At 63.5% G+C, this 19,931-nt stretch carries 23 protein-coding genes; 12 read left to right on the forward strand and 11 right to left on the reverse strand.

What is annotated here, in order from left to right; translation table 11 throughout:
- Nucleotides 1–103: 103 nt before the first annotated feature.
- Together ACQR1W_RS01055 and ACQR1W_RS01060 are read left to right on the forward strand one after the other, a co-directional pair.
- The gene (locus ACQR1W_RS01055; RefSeq protein ID WP_434849087.1) at nucleotides 104–391 is read left to right on the forward strand and encodes a hypothetical protein; all 288 of its coding nucleotides are present in this window, start codon (nucleotides 104–106) and stop codon (nucleotides 389–391) included.
- Nucleotides 392–689: 298 nt separating this feature from the next.
- Nucleotides 690–1,130, forward strand: a complete 441-nt coding sequence (locus ACQR1W_RS01060) for a VOC family protein (protein ID WP_434849088.1) — start codon at nucleotides 690–692, stop codon at nucleotides 1,128–1,130.
- A 141-nt stretch (nucleotides 1,131–1,271) separates the two neighbouring features.
- Here ACQR1W_RS01060 and ACQR1W_RS01065 read toward each other — a convergent pair whose 3' ends face one another.
- The 3 genes from ACQR1W_RS01065 to ACQR1W_RS01075 all read right to left on the reverse strand — a co-directional run bounded on the left by ACQR1W_RS01065 (nucleotide 1,272) and on the right by ACQR1W_RS01075 (nucleotide 2,820).
- Complete coding sequence (locus ACQR1W_RS01065; RefSeq protein WP_434849089.1) at nucleotides 1,272–1,670, reverse strand: hypothetical protein; 399 nt, start codon at nucleotides 1,668–1,670, stop codon at nucleotides 1,272–1,274.
- A 68-nt stretch (nucleotides 1,671–1,738) separates the two neighbouring features.
- Nucleotides 1,739–1,903 carry a hypothetical protein gene (locus tag ACQR1W_RS01070; RefSeq protein WP_434849090.1) on the reverse strand — a complete coding sequence of 55 codons (165 nt, stop codon included), beginning with the start codon at nucleotides 1,901–1,903 and terminating at the stop codon, nucleotides 1,739–1,741.
- A 65-nt stretch (nucleotides 1,904–1,968) separates the two neighbouring features.
- Nucleotides 1,969–2,820: a helix-turn-helix transcriptional regulator gene (locus ACQR1W_RS01075; protein WP_434849091.1), complete on the reverse strand. Its 852-nt coding sequence runs from the start codon at nucleotides 2,818–2,820 to the stop codon at nucleotides 1,969–1,971.
- Between the two features lie 111 nt (nucleotides 2,821–2,931).
- On the opposite strand from ACQR1W_RS01075, the gene ACQR1W_RS01080 reads away from it, so the two are divergent.
- Together ACQR1W_RS01080 and gyrA are read left to right on the forward strand one after the other, a co-directional pair.
- Entirely contained in the window at nucleotides 2,932–3,816 is an 885-nt protein-coding gene (locus tag ACQR1W_RS01080) for an SDR family oxidoreductase (protein WP_434849092.1), read from the forward strand.
- Nucleotides 3,817–4,117: 301 nt separating this feature from the next.
- The gene (gene gyrA / locus ACQR1W_RS01085) at nucleotides 4,118–6,883 is read left to right on the forward strand and encodes a DNA gyrase subunit A (protein ID WP_434849093.1); all 2,766 of its coding nucleotides are present in this window, start codon (nucleotides 4,118–4,120) and stop codon (nucleotides 6,881–6,883) included.
- Between the two features lie 65 nt (nucleotides 6,884–6,948).
- On the opposite strand, the gene ACQR1W_RS01090 is transcribed toward gyrA, so the two are convergent.
- Nucleotides 6,949–7,200, reverse strand: coding sequence for a hypothetical protein (locus tag ACQR1W_RS01090; protein ID WP_434849094.1), 252 nt, complete (start codon nucleotides 7,198–7,200; stop codon nucleotides 6,949–6,951).
- Between the two features lie 184 nt (nucleotides 7,201–7,384).
- Here ACQR1W_RS01090 and coaD point away from each other — a divergent pair, with 184 nt between their 5' ends.
- The 4 genes from coaD to queA all read left to right on the forward strand — a co-directional run bounded on the left by coaD (nucleotide 7,385) and on the right by queA (nucleotide 10,461).
- On the forward strand, nucleotides 7,385–7,879 hold the full coding sequence (gene coaD / locus ACQR1W_RS01095; RefSeq protein ID WP_008967564.1) for a pantetheine-phosphate adenylyltransferase: 495 nt from the start codon (nucleotides 7,385–7,387) through the stop codon (nucleotides 7,877–7,879).
- A 67-nt stretch (nucleotides 7,880–7,946) separates the two neighbouring features.
- Nucleotides 7,947–8,510: a peptidylprolyl isomerase gene (locus ACQR1W_RS01100; RefSeq protein ID WP_434849095.1), complete on the forward strand. Its 564-nt coding sequence runs from the start codon at nucleotides 7,947–7,949 to the stop codon at nucleotides 8,508–8,510.
- Between the two features lie 224 nt (nucleotides 8,511–8,734).
- Entirely contained in the window at nucleotides 8,735–9,199 is a 465-nt protein-coding gene (locus ACQR1W_RS01105) for a peptidylprolyl isomerase (protein WP_434849096.1), read from the forward strand.
- Nucleotides 9,200–9,366: 167 nt separating this feature from the next.
- Nucleotides 9,367–10,461 (forward strand): tRNA preQ1(34) S-adenosylmethionine ribosyltransferase-isomerase QueA, encoded by a 1,095-nt coding sequence (gene queA, locus ACQR1W_RS01110; protein ID WP_434849097.1) that lies wholly within the window; start codon nucleotides 9,367–9,369, stop codon nucleotides 10,459–10,461.
- Between the two features lie 206 nt (nucleotides 10,462–10,667).
- Here the strand turns inward: queA and ACQR1W_RS01115 are convergent, their stop codons facing one another.
- Entirely contained in the window at nucleotides 10,668–11,693 is a 1,026-nt protein-coding gene (locus ACQR1W_RS01115) for an aspartate-semialdehyde dehydrogenase (RefSeq protein WP_434849098.1), read from the reverse strand.
- 272 nt (nucleotides 11,694–11,965) lie between these two features.
- On the opposite strand from ACQR1W_RS01115, the gene tgt reads away from it, so the two are divergent.
- Nucleotides 11,966–13,114, forward strand: coding sequence for a tRNA guanosine(34) transglycosylase Tgt (gene tgt, locus ACQR1W_RS01120; protein WP_434849099.1), 1,149 nt, complete (start codon nucleotides 11,966–11,968; stop codon nucleotides 13,112–13,114).
- 19 nt (nucleotides 13,115–13,133) lie between these two features.
- Here the strand turns inward: tgt and ACQR1W_RS01125 are convergent, their stop codons facing one another.
- Nucleotides 13,134–13,364, reverse strand: coding sequence for a hypothetical protein (locus ACQR1W_RS01125; protein WP_434849100.1), 231 nt, complete (start codon nucleotides 13,362–13,364; stop codon nucleotides 13,134–13,136).
- 282 nt (nucleotides 13,365–13,646) lie between these two features.
- Between ACQR1W_RS01125 and cysK the strand changes: the two genes are divergently transcribed.
- On the forward strand, nucleotides 13,647–14,624 hold the full coding sequence (gene cysK / locus ACQR1W_RS01130; protein WP_434849101.1) for a cysteine synthase A: 978 nt from the start codon (nucleotides 13,647–13,649) through the stop codon (nucleotides 14,622–14,624).
- A 3-nt stretch (nucleotides 14,625–14,627) separates the two neighbouring features.
- Complete coding sequence (locus ACQR1W_RS01135) at nucleotides 14,628–14,867, forward strand: BrnA antitoxin family protein (RefSeq protein WP_008967555.1); 240 nt, start codon at nucleotides 14,628–14,630, stop codon at nucleotides 14,865–14,867.
- 73 nt (nucleotides 14,868–14,940) lie between these two features.
- Here ACQR1W_RS01135 and ACQR1W_RS01140 read toward each other — a convergent pair whose 3' ends face one another.
- Nucleotides 14,941–16,407, reverse strand: coding sequence for a caspase family protein (locus ACQR1W_RS01140; protein WP_434849102.1), 1,467 nt, complete (start codon nucleotides 16,405–16,407; stop codon nucleotides 14,941–14,943).
- 215 nt (nucleotides 16,408–16,622) lie between these two features.
- On the reverse strand, nucleotides 16,623–17,501 hold the full coding sequence (locus ACQR1W_RS01145) for a DMT family transporter (protein WP_434849103.1): 879 nt from the start codon (nucleotides 17,499–17,501) through the stop codon (nucleotides 16,623–16,625).
- Nucleotides 17,502–17,695: 194 nt separating this feature from the next.
- Between ACQR1W_RS01145 and ACQR1W_RS01150 the strand changes: the two genes are divergently transcribed.
- The gene (locus ACQR1W_RS01150; RefSeq protein WP_434849104.1) at nucleotides 17,696–17,911 is read left to right on the forward strand and encodes a hypothetical protein; all 216 of its coding nucleotides are present in this window, start codon (nucleotides 17,696–17,698) and stop codon (nucleotides 17,909–17,911) included.
- A gap of 7 nt (nucleotides 17,912–17,918) precedes the next feature.
- Here ACQR1W_RS01150 and ACQR1W_RS01155 read toward each other — a convergent pair whose 3' ends face one another.
- The 3 genes from ACQR1W_RS01155 to ACQR1W_RS01165 form a co-directional block, all read right to left on the reverse strand.
- Nucleotides 17,919–18,464, reverse strand: coding sequence for a hypothetical protein (locus ACQR1W_RS01155; RefSeq protein WP_434849105.1), 546 nt, complete (start codon nucleotides 18,462–18,464; stop codon nucleotides 17,919–17,921).
- Nucleotides 18,409–18,759 (reverse strand): hypothetical protein, encoded by a 351-nt coding sequence (locus ACQR1W_RS01160; RefSeq protein WP_434849106.1) that lies wholly within the window; start codon nucleotides 18,757–18,759, stop codon nucleotides 18,409–18,411. The genes ACQR1W_RS01155 and ACQR1W_RS01160 overlap by 56 nt, the downstream gene beginning before the upstream one ends.
- Before the next feature lie 251 nt (nucleotides 18,760–19,010).
- Nucleotides 19,011–19,604, reverse strand: a complete 594-nt coding sequence (locus ACQR1W_RS01165) for a formyltransferase family protein (protein ID WP_434849107.1) — start codon at nucleotides 19,602–19,604, stop codon at nucleotides 19,011–19,013.
- Nucleotides 19,605–19,931 lie beyond the last annotated feature (327 nt).

The raw sequence follows: 19,931 nt of genomic DNA on the forward strand, positions 1-19,931 counted from the left end.
CACAAGGGCGGACATTCTCAACGTCGCAGATGGGCCAACAGGAAACATCGCAGGTGCTACATGGTATGGCAAGCCCGCCAACTGCCTAAGTCATGAGGTTCATATGATAACCGACCGAAACGCGCTGTCCGTTGATGTCGAATACGTCATTGACGCGAATGGCACCAAGATGATCCTCGTGGTCGAGACGGACCTGCAACTAGACCCTCCCGAAATCGATTTTGATAAGGCGGCAGTGGATGCGCTTTGCTCTGATCTAGAGCGGCATCGTGCGTCAAAGTCCTACGATGCTGTCCGGCTCGTGCGAAGGCGGCTTGGGCTAGCCAAGCCGACGGCGTTCACCGGAACGTTCGGCGAGCATCGAATTAAGACAAGCCCTAGCTCAACCTAGGGAATGGCTCAGCACCGGATGTCCGTTGTAGGTCTTGGTTGTGTCAAAACGGAACCTATCAATTCTCCGACCGTTTACTTCTGATTGCTCGCTCAGAGCGAACATCCTTGGCGCCGGCCGAGACGTTTGAGGCGGGGCCATTTGGCGACTTTCGACATAACGTTCCTTGAAGCTGTTCCGCACACGGTTGGTTGCTTGGGATGTTCGTCGCAGCGCCCTCGCGGATACGCAACTTGGTCCACGTAGCGACGCCGTGCTACCGAAGGTGACATCCCGATCGAGATGCTAAGGAGCAGCAATGAGCAAGCCGTTCCCAAGTCCAGTACCCGAGATACCTGTCCGTGATGTAGCCCGGGCCGCCGTCTACTACGAGAGATGCTTGGGTTTCAATTGGGACTGGGGCATGGAAGGGATTGGCCAAGTATCAAGGGATAGTTGCAGGCTCTTCCTGACCGACGGCGCTTATCGCGAGGGCACGAGTCCGACGGCGCCAGTGGTGATCTGGATCAATCTCAACAGCAAAGCCGAAGTGGATGAGCTCCACGAGGCGTGGAGCAAGAGCGGCGCACGAATAGTTGCGGCGCCGGAATCAACGCCCTCGAATCTGCATGAGTTCACCGCGGCAGACCTGGACGGCAATCAGCTTCGCGTTTTCTACGACTTTGCCTGGGAACTGCCTGATCGCGGGGGGCGCATTGATGACACTGCCCAACGCGAAGCTGCTCGCGGAAAAGCATGAGGTCGCCCCATATCGCCAGATGTGCAATTGCTGGGGTCAAAGGTCCGAGTTGGTGCCAACTCCAGACTCGTGCAGGTCGCGGCTCGCCACTACTCAATGAGCGGCCAAATACTCGGCCGCTCAGCAAGATGATCGTCCCTGCTAGGGTTTTGGGGCCATCCCCGGTAATCGACGAAGTGGAGCAAGCGGGCCGAGCGGGATCAGCTCGAAGCTCATGAGATGGGCCTGGCCGAGCGGCAGCTTCTCGAGCATGTCATGGGCGGCGGCGGGATCGGTGAGGTTCAAGATGAACACCACCCCCTTGCCGTTCTGCTGCGAATACCATTGGTCGATCTTGCCATCCAGATAAAGGTTTGCGGTTTCCCGAACCTCTTCTGGAAGTATTGCAAATACCCTCGCTGGCTCGACGCCGGGATTGATGGTTCCGATGGCGAGAATCTTGGTGGTTGGTGTCGGCTGCATGGCGGTTTGTCCGTATCCAATTGTTAGGCCGGCGAGGCCAAGCGCCACTGCGAGAGCGGCGGTGAGAGCGTACTTCATTTATTTTCCCCTTTTGACTGAGGGCTAGGTTGGTTTGATTGTCTTCGCCTTCGCGCCCAGCGACATCGTCACGACTGCTTGGGCAGTCGGATCGGCATCATTGCTTGAACCGCTTCTGGATCGGCAACGAATTGCTGGTAGACTTGTCGTGATTGAGCGCCCGCAACGATCTCATCGTTGGTTCCGGCTGCAACAGCGTCCAGCGCGTCCGAAACCAGCTCCTGCGGTGTCATGCGAGGCTCGCCTTCATCCAACTCGCTTCAATCGCGCTATGGCTCGGCGCTAATGAGTCCACGTCCTACTCGGCAGCTCGCCTGTGGCTCGCGGCTCGCTGCGGGCTGACGATCGCGCGAATGCGATCGGCCAGGGCGCTGCCGACCGGATTGTAGACGATCATGCTGAGATCGGGCCGCCCGTCGACGGCGAAAGAGGAATGTTCCAGCTCCATGGGGCCAAGCGTGGGATGGTTGAAGCGCTTGACCCCCTCACCATGCGCGAGAACGTCATTTTCACGCCACAGCGCCCTGAACTCGGCGCTGGTTCGGCACAGTTCGTCGACCAGTTGCGTGACTTCGGAGACCGCGCCGGCGCGGGCCACGTCCGCCCGGAACGCGCCGACCACGAAACGTGCCAGCCCTTCCCAGTCATGTTGGGCATTCCGGACATGCGGGTCGAAAAACATGCGACGAAGAATGTTGCGCTCGGCCGGCGGCAGTTTGCCGAAATCGGTCAGCACCACGGAAGCAGCACGGTTCCAGGCGACGACATCCCAAGTGGCGGTCTTGATCAGCGCAGGGCTGATCTCGAGACTATCGAGCAGACGCTGCAGCCGCGGCGTGACGCCTTCAAAGGGTTTGTAGCGGACCTCGGGTGGCCGTCCGAGGCCGAGCATGAACAGGTGCTCGCGCTCGGGCTCGGTCATCATCAGGCTGCTGGCGATGCGGTCCAGCACTTCAGGCGATGGCGCACCGCCGCGACCCTGCTCCAGCCAAGTGTACCAGGTGGCGCTGATGTTGGCGCGCTGCGCCACCTCTTCGCGGCGAAGGCCCGGCGTTCGTCGCCGACCGGAAAAGCCGAACGCGGCCGGATCGAGCCGCATGCGGCGATCTCTGAGATAGTTGCCGAGGAGATTGTCGGTGATGTCGCTCATGCCGTGCCTGTTACCCATTATACCGGGATAATCTCACGTCTTTAACAGGATGAAGACCTAGCCCAATCATGCGCCGGCGAACACCATCGCGGACATCGATTGGAGACTCTCATGCGTGTTTTTCTCACTGGTGCGACCGGCTTTATCGGCTCGCGCATCGTGCCGGAACTGCTTCAGGCTGGTCATCACGTCATCGGGATGACCCGCTCGGACGAGGGCGCGGCGCGTCTTTCCGCGGCCGGCGCCGAGGTGCATCACGGGACGCTCGAGGATCTCGACAGCCTGCGCAGCGGCGCCGCCAAGGCCGATGGCGTGATCCACGTTGCCTTCGATCATGACTTCTCGAACTTCGTCGCCAATTGCGAGAAGGACCGGCGCGCGATCGACGCTTTGGGCTCCGTGCTGAAGGGCTCCGACCGGCCGCTGCTCATCACCTCCGGCACCGGCATGGGCAGCGCCGGGCCGGGCAAGCCCGCGGACGAGGATATTTTCGATGCCAGCCACCCGAACCCGCGTTCGGCGTCTGAAATCGCCGGCAATGCGCTGCTCGAAAAGGGCGTCAACGTCTCGGTGGTGCGCCTTCCTCAGGTGCACGATACGGTCAAGCAGGGGCTGATCACCCCGCTGGTGGAGATTGCCCGCGCCAAGGGCGTGTCGGCCTATGTCGGTGACGGCAGCAATCGTTTTCCTGCGGCCCACGTCACCGACGTCGCCCGTGTCTACCGGCTCGCATTGGAAAAGCGCCAAGCCGGTGCGCGCTACCACGTGGTGGCCGAGGAGGGGATTCCGGCGCGTCGGATTGCCGAGGTGCTCGGCAAGGGGCTCGGCCTGCCGGTGAAGTCGCTGTCGCCGGCAGAAGCACAGGACCACTTCGGTTGGATGGCGATGTTCGTCGCGATGGATCTGTGGGCCTCGGGCGCGAAGACGCAAGAACGGCTCGGCTGGCACCCGACCGGCCCAGGGCTGATCGCTGACCTCGAGCAGATGCGCTACTGAGATCATCCTTGTTGGACCGTTGACCGGTCGTTGCCAGCATGTGCTTGGGAAGCCCCGCGGATGTGCGGGGCTTCTTTTATGCGGCAATCCTGCGTCATCTCGCACGTTGCGCGCAGGACAGAACGGCTCCCGGGGAGATCTGCCGCAGGCCTATGTATTCGGGACCGGGCCAGGGGCTTAAGTGGCTGGAAAATCGAAGAGAAAAAGCGCTTCGATTAACCGCTCGGGGGTGGTTTGCGGCGATCTGATGCGCTATATGAGTCGCAGCGATTTCCGCGTGCAAAACTGACCGGATCCCCCATTGTCCGACACTGAAGATGAGAAGCCCGGCGAGCCGGGCGGCCCTTCCGATATTCGCCCCGTCTCCATCCTCGACGAGATGAAACGCTCCTACCTCGATTACGCGATGAGCGTGATCGTGGCGCGGGCGCTGCCCGATGCGCGCGACGGCCTGAAGCCGGTGCACCGGCGCATCCTGTACTCGATGTACGAGCAGGGGCATACGCCGGACAAGAAATACGTGAAGTCCGCCCGCGTGGTCGGCGACGTCATCGGTAAATATCACCCGCATGGCGACCAGTCGATCTACGACGCCATGGTCCGCATGGCGCAGGACTTCTCCATGCGGGTGCCGCTGATCGACGGCCAGGGCAATTTCGGCTCGGTCGACGGCGATCCGCCAGCGGCCTATCGATATACCGAGGCGCGGCTGGCCAAGGCGGCGATCCCGCTACTCGACGACATCGACAAAAACACCGTCGATTTCGTGGCGAACTACGACAACTCCGACAAGGAGCCGTCGGTCCTTCCGGCCAAGTTTCCGAACCTGCTGGTCAACGGTGCCGGCGGCATCGCGGTCGGCATGGCGACCAACATCCCGCCGCACAATCTCGGCGAGGTGATCGACGCCTGTGTCGCGCTGATCGACAATCCCGCATTGTCCATCGACGAACTGACCAACATCATTCCAGGACCGGATTTCCCGACCGGCGGCATCATCATCGGCCGCGCCGGCATTCGCTCGGCCTATCATCTCGGCCGCGGCTCGATCATGATGCGGGGCAGGGTGACGATCGACACGATCCGCAAGGACCGCGAGGCGATCATCATCTCGGAGATCCCCTATCAGGTCAACAAGGCGACGATGGTCGAGCGCATCGCCGAACTGGTGCGCGAGAAGAGGATCGAGGGCGTCGCCGATCTCCGCGACGAGTCCGACCGCGAAGGCTATCGCGTCGTGGTGGAGCTGAAGCGCGACGCGGTTCCTGACGTTGTGTTGAACCAGCTCTACAAGTTCACGCCGCTGCAGACGAGCTTCGCTGCCAACATGCTGGCGCTCGACGGCGGCCGGCCGCAGACGATGAACCTGAAGGATCTCCTGACGGTGTTCATCGCCTTCCGCGAAACGGTGGTGACGCGGCGGACCAAATATCTGCTCGGAAAGGCGCGCGACCGCGCCCATATCCTGGTCGGCCTGGCTGTTGCGGTGGCCAATATCGACGAGGTCATCCGCGTGATCAGGACCTCGCCCGATCCGGCGACCGCGCGCGATGCGCTGATGTCGCGCGACTGGCCGGCGCGCGATGTCGAGGCCATCATCACCCTGATCGACGATCCTAGGCATCGGCTCGCCGAAGACGGCACCATCCGGTTGTCGCTGGAGCAGGCCAAGGCGATCCTGGACCTGCGGCTGCAGCGGCTCACCGCGCTCGGCCGCGAGGAGATCTCCGACGAGCTCGACAAGCTCAAGATCGAGATCAACGACTATCTCGACATCCTGCGTTCACGCGCGCGCGTCCAGGACATCATCAAGACCGAGCTCGCCGCTGTGAAGGCCGAATTCGGCACCCCGCGCAAGACCACGATCATCGAGCAGGAAGGCGAGGTCGAAGACGAGGACCTGATCCAGCGCGAGGACATGGTGGTGACGGTGTCGCATGCCGGCTACGCCAAGCGCGTGCCGCTGTCGGCCTATCGCGCCCAGCGCCGCGGCGGCAAGGGCCGCGCCGGCATGCAGACCCGCGAGGAGGATTTCGTCAGCCGGCTGTTCGTGGCTTCGACCCACACGCCGGTCCTGTTCTTCTCATCGCGCGGCCAGGTCTACAAGGAGAAGGTCTGGCGGCTGCCGGTCGCGGCCCCCAACGGACGCGGCAAGGCTCTGATCAACATCCTGCCGCTGGAGCAGGGCGAGCGCATCACCACAATCATGCCGCTGCCGGAGGACGAATCCTCCTGGGCCAATCTCGATGTGATGTTCGCCACCACAGGCGGCAACGTCCGCCGCAACAAGCTGTCCGATTTCGTCGAGGTCCGCCGCTCCGGCATGATCGCGATGAAGCTCGACGAGGGCGAAGAGATCGTCGACGTCCAGATCTGCACCGAGCGCGATGACGTGCTGCTGACCGCGGCTGGCGGGCAATGCATCCGCTTCGCGGTCAACGAGGTCCGCGTCTTCACCGGGCGCACCTCCATGGGTGTGCGCGGCATTGCGCTGCCGTCGGGCGACAAGATCATCTCGCTCTCCATCCTGCGCCACATGGAGGTCGATTCCGAAGAGCGCGCCGCCTATCTGCGCCGCGCCAGCGCCGTGCGCCGCGGCGGGGCCGAGGAGGAGGCCGGCACAGAGACCGAGGATGCCGCGGCGGGCTCGACCGTGGAGCTCGGCGAACAGCGTTATGTCGAGATGTCGGCGGCCGAGCAGTTCGTGCTGACCATCAGCGAGAACGGTTATGGCAAGCGGACCTCGTCGTTCGAGTACCGTACCACCGGCCGCGGGGGTAAGGGCATCGTGGCGATGTCTGTCAATGAGCGCAACGGCAAGCTGGTGGCCTCATTCCCGGTCGAGGACGCCGACCAGATCATGCTGGTCACCGACAAGGGCCAGCTGATCCGCTGTCCGGTCGAGGACATCCGCATCGCCGGCCGTTCGACCCAGGGCGTGATCGTGTTCAATACCGCCGACGACGAGAAGGTCGTCTCGGTCGAGCATATCGGGGAAGACACCGAGAATGGCGGCAATGGCAGCAGCCACGGCGACCAAGGTGGCGATCAGGCAGGTAGTGAGTAGCGAATGGGGGAATAGGGATTAGCGGATAGGGACATACGGCCAATCTACTCGCTAGTCGCAAGCCGTCACTGGGGCCTGTCGACAGCCACGATCCGAGCGTCGCGGACCACCGCCTTGGTCCCGGCGCGGCGCAGGCAGGAGGCCTCGAAATTCGGCCAGGCCTGCTCGGAGCAATCGCGCCCGATCGGGTGGACGTCGAGCCGGTCACCCTTGGCCAAAGGCTGCGGCACGCTGGCTTCGACCTCGAAACCCGGCAGAATGGTGAGCGCGGCGGCCACGAACGCGGCCACCGCGATGGCAGAAAGCGCTTTGAGCATGACGATCCCCTGTCTCGGCCTTTGGCCTAGCGTGTTGGGACTTGCATACTGGGCGCTGGTTTCGAGATCCCTTCGCGAAAACCGCGAAATGGTTTCATTGCATCAAGGTTTTGTTTCATCGGCCGCCTTCCGATGAAACAAAGGCCGGCTTGCCGGCCGTTTCCGGCGGGTATAGGAGGGGCTTATGCCGCGTATCGCCCTTTATCCAGGATCGTTCGATCCCGTCACCAATGGCCATTTGGACGTCGTTCGCCAGGCCGTCCACCTCTGCGACCAGTTGATCGTCGCCGTCGGGGTCCATTCCAGCAAGAAGCCGCTGTTCTCGACCGAGGAGCGGCTTGCCATGGTCCGCGAGGTGTTCGCCCCCGTTGCGGCGCAGGCGTCCTGCGGCTTCGAGGCGACGACCTATGACAATCTCACGGTGACGGCTGCACAACAGGCCGGGGCGATCCTGATGATCCGCGGCCTGCGCGACAGTACCGACCTGAATTACGAGATGCAGCTCGCCGGCATGAACAGCGCCATGGTGCCTGGTATCCAGACCGTATTCGTGCCGGCCTCGCTCGAGACCCGCCCGATCGCCGCCACACTGGTCCGTCAAATCGCTGCCATGGGCGGCGATGTATCGTCTTTCGTGTCGCCCTCCGTCGCAGCCAGCCTCAAAGCCAAGTTTCAGTGATGCGCTGCGAAGGCGCCTGCGATGAGCGGCGCCACAGACTTTCCGCCCAGTATTCCCCGGAGTTCTCATGATCCGAGCTATCGCCTTTGTCTTCGCCCTGGTCTTTGCGGTGCCCGCTCTGGCGCAGTCGCTGCCGGCCGGTCTCGACAAGCAGAATGCGCTTGTCATCGACACCACCAAGGGCCGTATCGTCATCAAGCTGCGCACCGACCTGGCGCCGCAACACGCCGAGCGCCTCAAGCAGCTCGCGCGGGAGGGCTTTTACAATAACGTGCCATTCCACCGCGTCATGGACGGCTTCATGGCCCAGACCGGCGATGGCCAGAATTTCAACGGCACCGGCGGTTCGAAATATCCGAACCTGAAGCAGGAATTCTCCAACGTGCCATTCAAGCGTGGCACCGTTGGAATGGCCCGGCGCGGGGATAGCGTCGATTCCGCCAATTCGCAGTTCTTCATCTGCTTCGGCGACGCCGCCTTCCTCAACGGCCAGTACACCGTGGTCGGCGAGGTCGTGCAGGGCATGGACGTGGTCGACAAGCTGAAGAAGGCGCCGCCCGGCTCCTCCTCCGGCAGCGTCACCGATCCGGACAAGATGGTGAAGGTTCAGGTCGCCGCCGACATCAAGTGACTTGAAGCGACTTGGCATTTGGCATTGCCAACGCCGGTTGGAACCGAACCGGCGCTGCGCGTTTAACGAAATCTTTGCCAAGCGCCTCGGCTCTTGGTACGCCCGCCGACAATGCCATTTATCGAAAGAGGGGCCGGTGCGATTGCACGCCCGCGGGCATTAAGTTCCCTCGTTTGGACGCGTTTTTCGTAAGCGCGTCGAACTCAAACCATTGAGAGACAAGCATGGCTGTCACCGAAAATACCTTGATCCTTGAGACCACCCAGGGCCCCGTCACGATCGAAATGCGCCCGGATCTGGCGCCAAATCACGTGGCGCGGATCAAGGAGCTGGTGCGGGATGGCTTCTACGACGGGATCGTTTTCCATCGCGTCATCGACGGCTTCATGGCTCAGACCGGCTGCCCGCATGGCACCGGGACAGGCGGCTCCGGCAAGAAGCTGAAGGCCGAGTTCAACGCCGAGCCGCATGTGCGCGGCACCACCTCGATGGCCCGCGCCGCGAGCCCCGATTCCGGCGACAGCCAGTTCTTCATCTGCTTCGACGACGCCCGCTTCCTGGACAAGCAATATACGGTCTGGGGCAAGGTGACCGACGGCATGGAGAACGTCGACAAGATCAAGCGCGGCGAGCCGGTGCAGAACCCCGACAAGATCGTCAAGGCGTATATGGCCGCGGACGCGGAATAGCATCGCAGCTGCAGCAACAACGGGTGTCATGCCCCGCGAAGGCGGGGCATCCAGTACTCACAGATCGTGTTATCATGAAAAATCGTGAGTACTGGATCGCCCGGCGGAGCCTGTCATCGGGCTCGCCGAAGGCGAGACCCGGTGGCGGGCGATGACAGATACGGCCAATGCGCACCGATCTCTTCGATTTCCATCTCCCGCCGGAGAACATCGCGCTACGGCCGGCAAGCCCGCGCGATTCCGCCCGCATGCTGGTGGTGCAGGACGACGGCGTGCTGCGCGATCGGCTGATCGGCGATCTGCCGGATTGGCTCGAGCCGGGTGACCAGCTCGTCGTCAACGATACCAAGGTGATCGCGGCGCAGCTGTCAGGCCGCCGCATCGGGCGCGACACCGAACCAAAGATCGAGGCCACGCTGATCAAGCGGCTGGACGGCTCGCGCTGGCAAGCGCTGGTGCGGCCGGCGAAGAAGCTCGCGGCCGGAGATACCATTCGCTTCGGCAACGAGGGCAAAGTGTGCCTGCTCGGGCACCTGGATGCCTCCGTCGAGGCCAAGGGCGCCGAGGGCGAGGTGACGCTGTCGTTCTCGTTTCATGGCCCGGCCCTGGATCAGGCGATCGCCGATCTCGGCCGGCCGCCGCTGCCGCCGTATATCGCCGGCAAGCGCGCTGCCGACGAGCGTGACGCCGACGACTATCAGACCATGTTTGCGGCCAAGGAGGGCGCGGTGGCGGCGCCGACCGCCGGCCTGCATTTCACGCCGGCGCTGGAGGAGCGCTTGCGCGCCCGCGGGATCGGCCTGCAGCGCGTCACCCTGCATGTCGGCGCCGGCACTTTCCTGCCGGTCAAGGTCGAGGACACCGCGGGCCACAGGATGCATGCGGAGTGGGGCAGCCTGTCGGCGGCAACTGCCGCTGCGCTGTGCGAGGCGCGCGCGCAAGGCGGCCGCATCGTGGCCGTCGGCACCACCTCGCTGCGCCTGTTGGAGAGCGCCGCGGCAGGCGACGGCACCATCGCGCCGTTCGAAGGCGAGACCTCGATCTTCATCACGCCCGGCTACCGCTTCCGCGCCGTCGATATTCTGCTGACCAACTTCCATTTGCCGCGCTCGACGCTGTTCATGCTGGTGTCGGCGTTCTCGGGGCTCGACACCATGAAGGCGGCCTACGCGCACGCGATCGCCGAAGGCTACAGGTTCTATTCCTACGGCGATGCGTGCCTGTTGTTCCGCCGTGCCGAGGAAGAGGTGCGGACTCCCTAGCGTGCGGCATGCGCGATCATTGCGGGAAGCGTAAGCGCAAGCCGTCGCCTAATTCTCGATCGTCATGCCCCGCGAATGCTGGGCATCCAGTACTCCGCAACGTCTCGACTCATCACAAACGTCTCGGAGTACTGGATCATCCGCCTTCGCGGATGATGACAGTCTTCGTGTTGATGTTGTTTGCGCGCAATGACGCCCGGAGACAGCTACGCCATCACGCGTTCCGGCAACAGCTCCGCGATCTGCACTGCGTTGAGCGCTGCGCCCTTGAGCAGCTGATCGGCGGCGACGAACATCGCGATCGAATGCCCGGAAGGGTCGGACAGATCCTTCCGGATGCGGCCGACCAGCACGTCGTCCTGGCCGGAGGCATCGACCGGCATCGGGAAGTAGTTCTGGGCGCGATCGTCGACGATCCGCACCCCGGGCGCGGTGGCGAGAATTCGCCGCACGTCGTGTTCCGAGATCGGCTTCTCGCATTCGAAGGTGATGGCCTCGCAATGGGCACGCAGCACCGGCACGCGGACGCAGGTGACGCCGATTGCAATTCTATCATCCTCGAAGATCTTCCGGGTCTCCTTGATGACCTTGGTTTCTTCGTCGTTGTAGCCGGTCTCGGGGTCGATGGTCGTGTTGTGGCTGAACAGGTTGAAGGCGTAGGGATGCGGCATCACCTGCGGCGTGTAGACCTGTCCGTTGAGGCTGGCGCGGGTCGATTGCACGAGCTCGTCCATGGCGGCAGCACCTGCGCCGCTGGCGGCCTGATAGGTTGCGATGATGACGCGCTTGATGCGGTTGGTCTGGTGGATCGGCCACAGCGGCACCAGGGCGGTGATCGCGGCGCAATTCGGATTGGCGATGATGCCCTTGTGGTCGCGGATGCGGTTGGCGTTGATCTCGGGGATCACCAACGGCACGTTCGGGTCCATGCGGAAGGCCGAGGAGTTGTCGACCACAACGGCGCCGGAGCGGACCGCAATCGGCGCGAACTTCTTCGAGATGCCGCTGCCGGCAGAGAACAGGGCGATGTCGACGCCCTCGAATGAGCGCTCGTTTAGCTCCTCGATGGTGATCGTCTGGCCGCGGAAGCTCAGCGTCTTGCCGGCCGAGCGCGCGCTCGCCAGCGCCTTCAGCCGGCCGACGCGGACATTGCGGCGGTCCATGGTGGCGATGAATTCGGCGCCGACAGCGCCGGTCACGCCGACGATGGCAACAACGGGGTCGTTCTTCACGTCTCAGTCTCCAGTTGGAATTCAGGCAATAAAAAAGCCCCGGACCTGGCATCAGGCGGGGCTTCGGTTCGAAGATGTCGCGGCTAGGTTCGTCTACGCGCGCACGCCTCCCGAGGCCCGGCAGGGCTTGGTGGTTTTCGTCGTGCGTTTGGTCGCGGTGAACATGGCGCGGGACCATAGGGGCGGTCGGAACCGCCGTCAACGGGCTTTGTGACGGGAATTGGGGGCTTACGAGGTTGAAACCGGCTCCGTGCTGACGCAATAAGCCCGCCATGAGCTTATCCGAGACGCACCTTCCCAATCATTTCGAGCTGCTCGCGACCGACGGCAACGCCCGCACCGGCCGTCTGACCACGCCCCATGGCGTGGTGCGTACGCCCGCCTTCATGCCGGTCGGCACCGCCGGCGCGATGAAGGGCATCCACTGGCGCGACATCCGCGACGCGGGGGCCGATATCGTGCTCGGCAATACCTATCATCTGATGCTGCGGCCGGGCGCGGAGCGGATCGCGGCGCTCGGGGGCCTGCAGCGCTTCACCGGTTGGGGCGGGCCGATGCTGACCGATTCCGGCGGCTTCCAGGTGATGTCGCTGTCCGAGCTGCGCAAGGTGACCGAGAGTGCAGTGACGTTTCGCTCGCATATCGACGGCACGAAAATCGAGCTGTCGCCGGAGCGTGCCATCGAGGTGCAGCGGCTGCTCGGCTCGGACATCGCGATGCAGCTCGACGAATGCGTGCGGCTGCCGGCCGAGCCCGACGACATCGAGCGGGCCATGCGCCTCTCCGTGCGCTGGGCGGAGCGCTGCCGTCGTGCTTTCGAGACTGCGCCCGCCGGCTACATGCTGTTCGGCATCGTGCAGGGAGGCGACATCCCAACTCTGCGCGAAGCGAGCGCGCGCGGCCTGGTCGAGATCGGTTTCCATGGATATGCGATCGGCGGTCTTGCCGTCGGCGAGCCGCAGGCCGTGATGCTGGCGATGATCGAGGCCACCGCGCCGGTGCTGCCTGTGGATCGTCCGCGCTATCTGATGGGCGTCGGCACGCCGGACGATTTGTTGGAGTCGGTCAAGCGCGGCATCGACATGTTCGACTGCGTACTGCCGACTCGCAATGGCCGCCATGGCGTCGCGTTCACGCGCTTCGGGCCGGTGAACCTGCGCAATGCGCGTCATGCCGACGATCCGAGGCCGCTCGACGAGGAGAGCCCATGGCCGGCGGCCCGCAGCTATGCGCGGGCCTATCTGCACCACCTCGTAAAGTCAGGCGAGACCCTCGGCGCGATGCTGCTGTCGGAGATCAATATCGCCTACTATCAGCAGCTCATGGCCGGCCTGCGCGATGCGATCGCGACAGGAACTTTTGAACAATTCTATGCTGAGACGCGCACAAACTGGTCGCGCGGCGATATCGCCGCGCGATGACTGACAGAGTGAGATGACGTTAGGATGACAGAGCGCTGCAGGCGAAACGTTTGTGAACACTGTGCTTGGTCACGAAGCCGTACCCGCAGGTGTCGCAGGTCCAGAGATAGCTGATCGCGTTATCCGCGAGATAGGCGGATGCCTCTGCGGCGATCATGGAATCTGCGCACACTGGACATGTCGGAAGATCGCTGCCGCGCGGATCCGGCTTCTGCATCTTGGTCGACATGAATTCAGCAACTGCTGACATGGGGACCTCCGTTGCGGTCGGGAAATGGCGATCTCGACGTGGTGACCTAGTCTGTCTGTGATGAGAGCACGAGGTGGATGAGGCCTCGATGTCACAGTCAATATACTCCCAAATGTTTGACCATGTCGCAACACAAATGCGTTGTTTTTGCGTAATTTAGCTTTGAAAGCTTGTGCGGCGCAGCGGCTCCGGACTCACAGAAACGTGCTTGCGCGGCGCAACACTGTGACCAATGATGCCTTACGAAAACGTCAACCGTCGCGCTCGCGCTGGAGTGTCTCAATGAATGCGTCATCAGTGACCGAAAAGGTGCAACGACCCGGCCGCGGGCGCGTGTTCGACTCGATCGTCGAGGCGATCGGAAATACACCGATTGTGCGGCTGCGAAGATTGCCGGAGCAGCACAGCGTGAATGCCACGATCCTCGCCAAGCTCGAGTACTTCAATCCGGCTGCGAGCGTGAAGGATCGCATCGGCGCGGCGATGATCATCGCCATGGAGAAGGCCGGCGTCATCAACCAGGACAGCGTGCTGATCGAGCCGACCTCCGGGAATACCGGAATAGCGCTTGCGTTCGTTGCGGCGTCACGCGGCTACCGGCTCAAGCTGGTGATGCCGGAATCGATGTCGATCGAGCGGCGCAAGATGCTCGCCTACCTCGGCGCCGAGCTTGTCCTGACGCCGGCAGCGCAGGGGATGAAGGGGGCGATCGCGACCGCCGAGGAGTTGCTGCGAACCACTCCGAACTCGGCGATGCCGCAGCAGTTCAAGAACCTCGCCAATCCCGAAATCCATCGCCGTACCACCGCGGAGGAAATCTGGAACGACACCGACGGCAATATCGACGTGTTCGTCGCCGGTGTCGGCACCGGCGGCACCATCACCGGTGTCGGCCAGGTGCTCAAACCCCGCAAGCCGTCGCTGAAGGTGGTCGCCGTCGAGCCGGAGGAAAGCCCCGTGCTCTCGGGGGGAACGCATTCTCCGCACAAGATCCAGGGCATCGGTGCAGGCTTCGTGCCCGACGTTCTCGATCGCTCGGTGATCGATGAGATCGTGAAGATCAACAGCGCCACCGCGATCGAGACCTCGCGCGCGCTGGCGCGCAATGAAGGTATTCCCGGCGGCATCTCCTCTGGCGCGGCGATCGCGGCGGCACTCGAGATCGGCAAGCGGCCGGAGAGCGCGGGCAAGACGATCCTTGCGATCGTGCCGTCGTTCTCGGAGCGCTATCTGTCGACCGCCTTGTTCGAAGGGATCTAGATCATGGCCGACCAGCCCCGCCGTCCAAGAACGCTCGCCGACGCCCGCACCGAGGCGGAAGCCGCCTTCAAGAAAGTCACGGCCAAGCCGGTCGAGGCACCGCCGAAGAAGGCGGCCATCCCCGGCGTCAAGGAGCAGGTGACCTTGCGGATCGACCAGGACGTGCTCGAGCATTTCCAGGCCGATGGTCCCGGCTGGCAGGACCGCATGAATGCGGCGCTGCGCAAGGCGGCTGGGCTGTAACGGGCATGCGCAAACGGCAAAAAGGCTCGGACGGCATGGCCCGAGCTTTTTCGCTATTGCCTCCGAGCAGCGACTACCTGCGCAATGCGCCGCCGAGCACGCCGCCCATCATGCCGCCGATGAAGGCGGCGCCGGCAGCATTGCCGGCATTGTCCGGCGGCGGCGGGTTGCGGTAGACCGGCGCGCCGCTCGGCGGTGGAGCGCTGCCCGTTGCCACATTGCCGCTGGGCTTGGCCGCGCGGCGGAGCCTGGTGCCGTCCTCACCCACCGAAGCCGTAGCCGGCGCGGGTTGGGCCTCAGCCAGCAGCGCCTTGTGCTGCAGCCTGGTCAGATAACCGCTCGAGGGATAGCCGCGTGCGGCCTGCCAGCGCTTGATGACACTCCGGGTCTCGTCGTCGAAGATGCCGGTCATCTTGTTGTCGAAGCCGAGCCCGGTGAGCCGACGCTGCACGTCGCGCCGCTTGGCCTTGTCGAGACCGATCTGGTCCTCGCTGACCTGGGTGCCTTCCTCGGTGAACACGGCGGGGTCGACACCCTTGGCGACGGCGCGTGTGGCGTTGTTGGAGGTCCCGCTGTCGATCGACGCGATGCGAGCCAGAGCCAGACTCTTGAACTGCCCGTTCGGATAGGCGGAAAGATAGGCGTTGAGCTCTTCCGGCCTGTTGGAGTCTTTGACCGAGCGCCAGAATTCGAGCTCGGCCTCGCCTGATGACGAGGCGGCGGCGTTGGCCGGGCCGCTTGGGATCGCGGCCGTCGTGGCCGGAGGTATTGCGCTGGGATTGAGATAGACTGCGCCGATCAGGTTGGTGTGGCCCCAAGGCAGTTGGCCCTTGCTGGTCTCTTCGTTGACCTGGGCGCGCACCGCCGTCATCGCCTGCTGGATCTCGACGCCGGGCTGGGCGATATGGGCGATCAGGGCGCGGGTGAACGGGCTGTTGGCCCCGGCTTCACCGTCGAGCGCGGTCTGGCCGGGACCGGTCGCAAAGGCGATCAGGGTGCCTTCGCCAGACTTCATCTCCGCAAGGCCGGCCTGGACCGAGACGCTGCGGGTCGGCGAGTTCGATTTGATCTTTGCCGCGAAGGGATTGTCGCGGCAGGCGTCGAGGAACACCAGCTTGACCTTGGCATCGCCCATCGTCTGATCGAGCGTGACGTCGATGTTGATGGCCGAGCCCAGCTTCACGTCCATTTCGGATTTCAGATCAGCATCAACGGGCAGCAAGTAGTTGCTGCCGGAGATCGCGATGCCGTGGCCTGCGTAATAGAACACGGCGATGTCGGCACCCTGCGCCTTGCGGCCGAAATCGAGCAGCTTCTCGGTCATCTTGTCGCGGGTGAGGTTGGTGCCTTCCACCACATCGAACCCGACATTGCGCAATGTCGCGGCCATGGCCTTGGCATCGACCGGTGGGTTCGGCAGTTGCGCGACGTTCCTGTAGGCGCCATTGCCGACCACGAAGGCGACACGGCGATCCGCCTTGGCGGCGTTTGCCGTCAGCGCCATGCAGAGCAGCGACAGACCGATGGTGAGATAACGCATCCGGACATCCCCCATGAGCAGCGAATTGATCACTGCGACATTAGTCGCAGCTGACGAGAAAAGGTCTTGATCCCGATGCAAAAAAGCCGCCTCGGACGCAGGTTTTTCTGGGACTGTTGCGCGATGCCAACGCATCGCGCACGTGTGACTTGCGTGATCACATCACATTCTGACCCAGGATCGTCCGGACGAAGGCGGCCGAGACAAGCCTGACGTCAGCTCCGGGCGCCCACGGCGACCGGCTGCGCGGGGCGCAGGTTGAGCAGGTTGCCGCCGAGAATCAGGGCTGCCCCCAATACGGTGAACGCATCCAACCGCTCGGAGTAGAGCAGCCAGCCGGCGGTGGCCGTCAGCGGCACGCGCAGAAAATCCATCGGCACCACGATGGTCGCGTCGGCATAGAGCATCGCGCGCGCCATGCAGAAATGCGAGAAGGTGCCGCAGAACGCGATCACGACGATCCAGCCCCAGACACTGCCCGAGGGCCAGCTCCAGAACGCGACCGACGGCACCAGGCCTGCGACGGCCTGGATGGACAGCATCCAGACCAGGATCGAGACGGTGGCTTCGGTGCGGGTGAGCGACTTCACCAGCACAATGGAGATGCCGAAGCCGACCGCGGCCCCCAGCGCAATCAGCTGGCCCGGATTGATGGCGCCAGTCGCAGGACGGACGATGATGAGGACCCCGATCAGGCCGAGCGCAATGGCCAGGAGCTTGAACGGCGTGATGCGCTCGCCGAGAAAGCTCGCCGCCAGCAGCGCGGTCCAGATCGGCATGGTGAATTCAATGGCCACGACCTGGCCCAGCGGGATCAGGGTCAGCGCGAAAAACCAGCCGAGCTGCGCCACGTAGTGAATGAGATTGCGCGCGATGTGCTGCGGCAGCCGTTTGGTCCGCAACACCTTGGGGCCGCCGCTCAGCCAGACCACCGGGGATAACATTGCGAGCCCGAGCAGGCAGCGCAGCTCCATCAGCTCGAACAGGTTGAGGTCGCGCAGCGCTTCGCGCCCGGCGACCGCCATCACCAGCATCAGGCTGAGCCAGCCCGCCATCCATAGGGCGGCCATCGTCTTGGAAGCGGGTTTGTGCATGGGCGGGAGGGGACGTGACTGCCTCAAACAAGGCAGGGCTGTATCGCCTCCGAGGTGCAGCTTTGCAAACGAAATCGACAGTTGCGCGCTCGCCGAGCGAGGGCGGAACTCCTCAAGCGCAACAAAACCGTGGAGCGCCGGCGTGTTCCGTCCTAAACGGCGGTCCTGAAAGCAACTCGAAGTGAGATCACGCCATGTCCGACCGTCCCACCTCCGCAGATTTTCTCACGGCGTTCGCGACCGGCTGGCCCGAGCAGGACCCGCATCTGATGGTCCTGTCCCTGACCACGCACAAAGGCGTGCAGGACTTTGCCATGACCAAGGAGCAGGCGCTGCTGATTGCGAAGACGATCAAGCAGACTGCGGCGCAGCTCGCCGCGCCCAAGCCAGGGACCCCGCGCCGCGGCTAAACGACACTCAGCGTGACAGTGAGATATTGGCGCCGCGGAACTGGCTATCGGCCCGGATCGAGACCGACTGCCGGTTCCCGCGGGTCGAGAGCGCAATATTAGCGTTGAAGCCGGCTGCACTTGCCGCCAGCTGGAAATTGCCGCCGCCGCCGCGGCCCTGCAGCACACCAGTGATGCCGCGGCTGGACTCGCTCCAGCTGCCGGAGATCGCCGAGCCCTGGGCAACGACATTGCCTGAGAGGTTGAACTTGTAGGCGTCGCTAGCGCAGGTCAGTGACAGATTCATGTTCGGACCGGACACGGCATAGATCGCGCGGCAGCGGATTCGTTCCGTCGAACCATCCTCGAGGGCGACCGTACCAGCGCCATGCCAGCTGCCGGCCATTCCGGCGAAAGGGCCGGATTGGGCGTAACCGGGCGCACCGACGCCCAACGCCCCTAACAATACGGCGGCTGCCACGAGCCGCCGAACCATCTTCGAATGAGAATAACGTCTCTTACATCCGCGACGCCTGCCAGCGACCGCTGCAGGGAATTCCTGCTGAAGCTCCATTCCACTTGCCCGAACCGGAGTTGCCGCTGAGCTGACCATTCGCATATGCACCGTTGATCGAGACCTTCACCAGGCCTTCGCGCCCAATCGAACCGGACACATTGGCGCCTGGCGCCGAAATCTTACCGTCGGCGACGGTCAAGGTCGAGCTTGCAGACGGCTCGCAGCTGCCGCTGTTGGTGACGATTGTAACCTGCCACTGTCCGTCATAGGGCGTCTGGGCGCGGGCAGGGGCGGCAGCGCTGCCAGCCAAAATCGCCGCGAGAAGAGCCATTCCAATGCGGTTGTGACGCATGAATCAATTCCTCAAATGTGGGTGATGGCCAAAGCTTATTTGGAAGAAATGTGACGAAAATTTGCCGCAGCGCGATATCTTGAAATTTCTGAGTAATACCAAAGAGATAAAGGTTAATTCCAATTCGGGCAGGGAGCCGGCGCGGCAGCGCGGCAGCCGAGATCGCAAGGCTTGAGGCGGCTGCGGCCACTTGTCTTGGAATTGCAGTGACGAAGCCCGCTCGGCTCAAAGCCGTTGAGCGCGAGCCGCCGTCACTGGGGCGGGAGGCTCGGCGCCTTGGTGGCGAACTGCTCATCCTGCGGTTTGGCCGGGATGGTGCCATGCGCCTTGGCGTAGTCGATGACCTCGCCAAGCAGCTTCAAGCCAAGCGGTGCCAGTGCACGCTCCCACAACTCGCGTGCCGTCTCGCCTTTCTTGACGAAGCACCATTCCTGGGCGGCAATCGCGCCCGCATCCATGCGCTCGGCGAGGTGATAGATCGTGCCGCCCGCGATCGCGTCCCCCTCCTTGATGGTCCATTCGACGGCGGCCTTGCCGCGATGGCGCGGCAGCAGCGAGGGATGGTAGCCAACGCCGCCAAACTTGGCGGCTCTGACCGCCGCCTGCGCCACGCGCGCATGACTATGTGCCGTGACGATCAGATCGGTGCCAGCAGCGATTTCCTGCGGCGTCACCAGTTTGGGATCGGCCTGGACCACGACCTCGATGCCCGCGGCCCGGGCCGCGGCGGCCAAGCGGTCCTCGCCATCGTGGACGACCACGCGGGCAATCTCGACGGCCTTGTCGCGCAGCATGTTCAGTGTGGCCACACCGAAATGTCGGGAGCCGACGAGGGTGATACGCATGGCTGGAGTGTCTTCCGAGGTTTGGATTCAGGGGGGCGGGCCAAGAGGGGTGGACTGCGGCGCTACTGGGTCAAATCAATCCTGGACGCGCCGGTCAAGCGGCTCGTGCTCTTTCATCACAGCTCCGGCGCCGCGCAAAGGTTGCAAGTCGCGCCAAAATCGAAATTGTGCTGCAGGAATCAGCAGTTCGGCCGGGTGGCGGAGCTGGCCACGATCGGCTCAAGTTCGCGCGGGGGAGGACTGCGCAGGCTTGCTCTACGTAGCCCTACGGCCAGGTTGCGCCAGTTCCTCAAGACAGTTCGTTAAAATGTTGAGGCTAATATCAAA

Source organism: Bradyrhizobium sp. HKCCYLS1011 (assembly GCF_051167795.1).
In the GTDB taxonomy this organism is placed as follows: domain Bacteria; phylum Pseudomonadota; class Alphaproteobacteria; order Rhizobiales; family Xanthobacteraceae; genus Bradyrhizobium.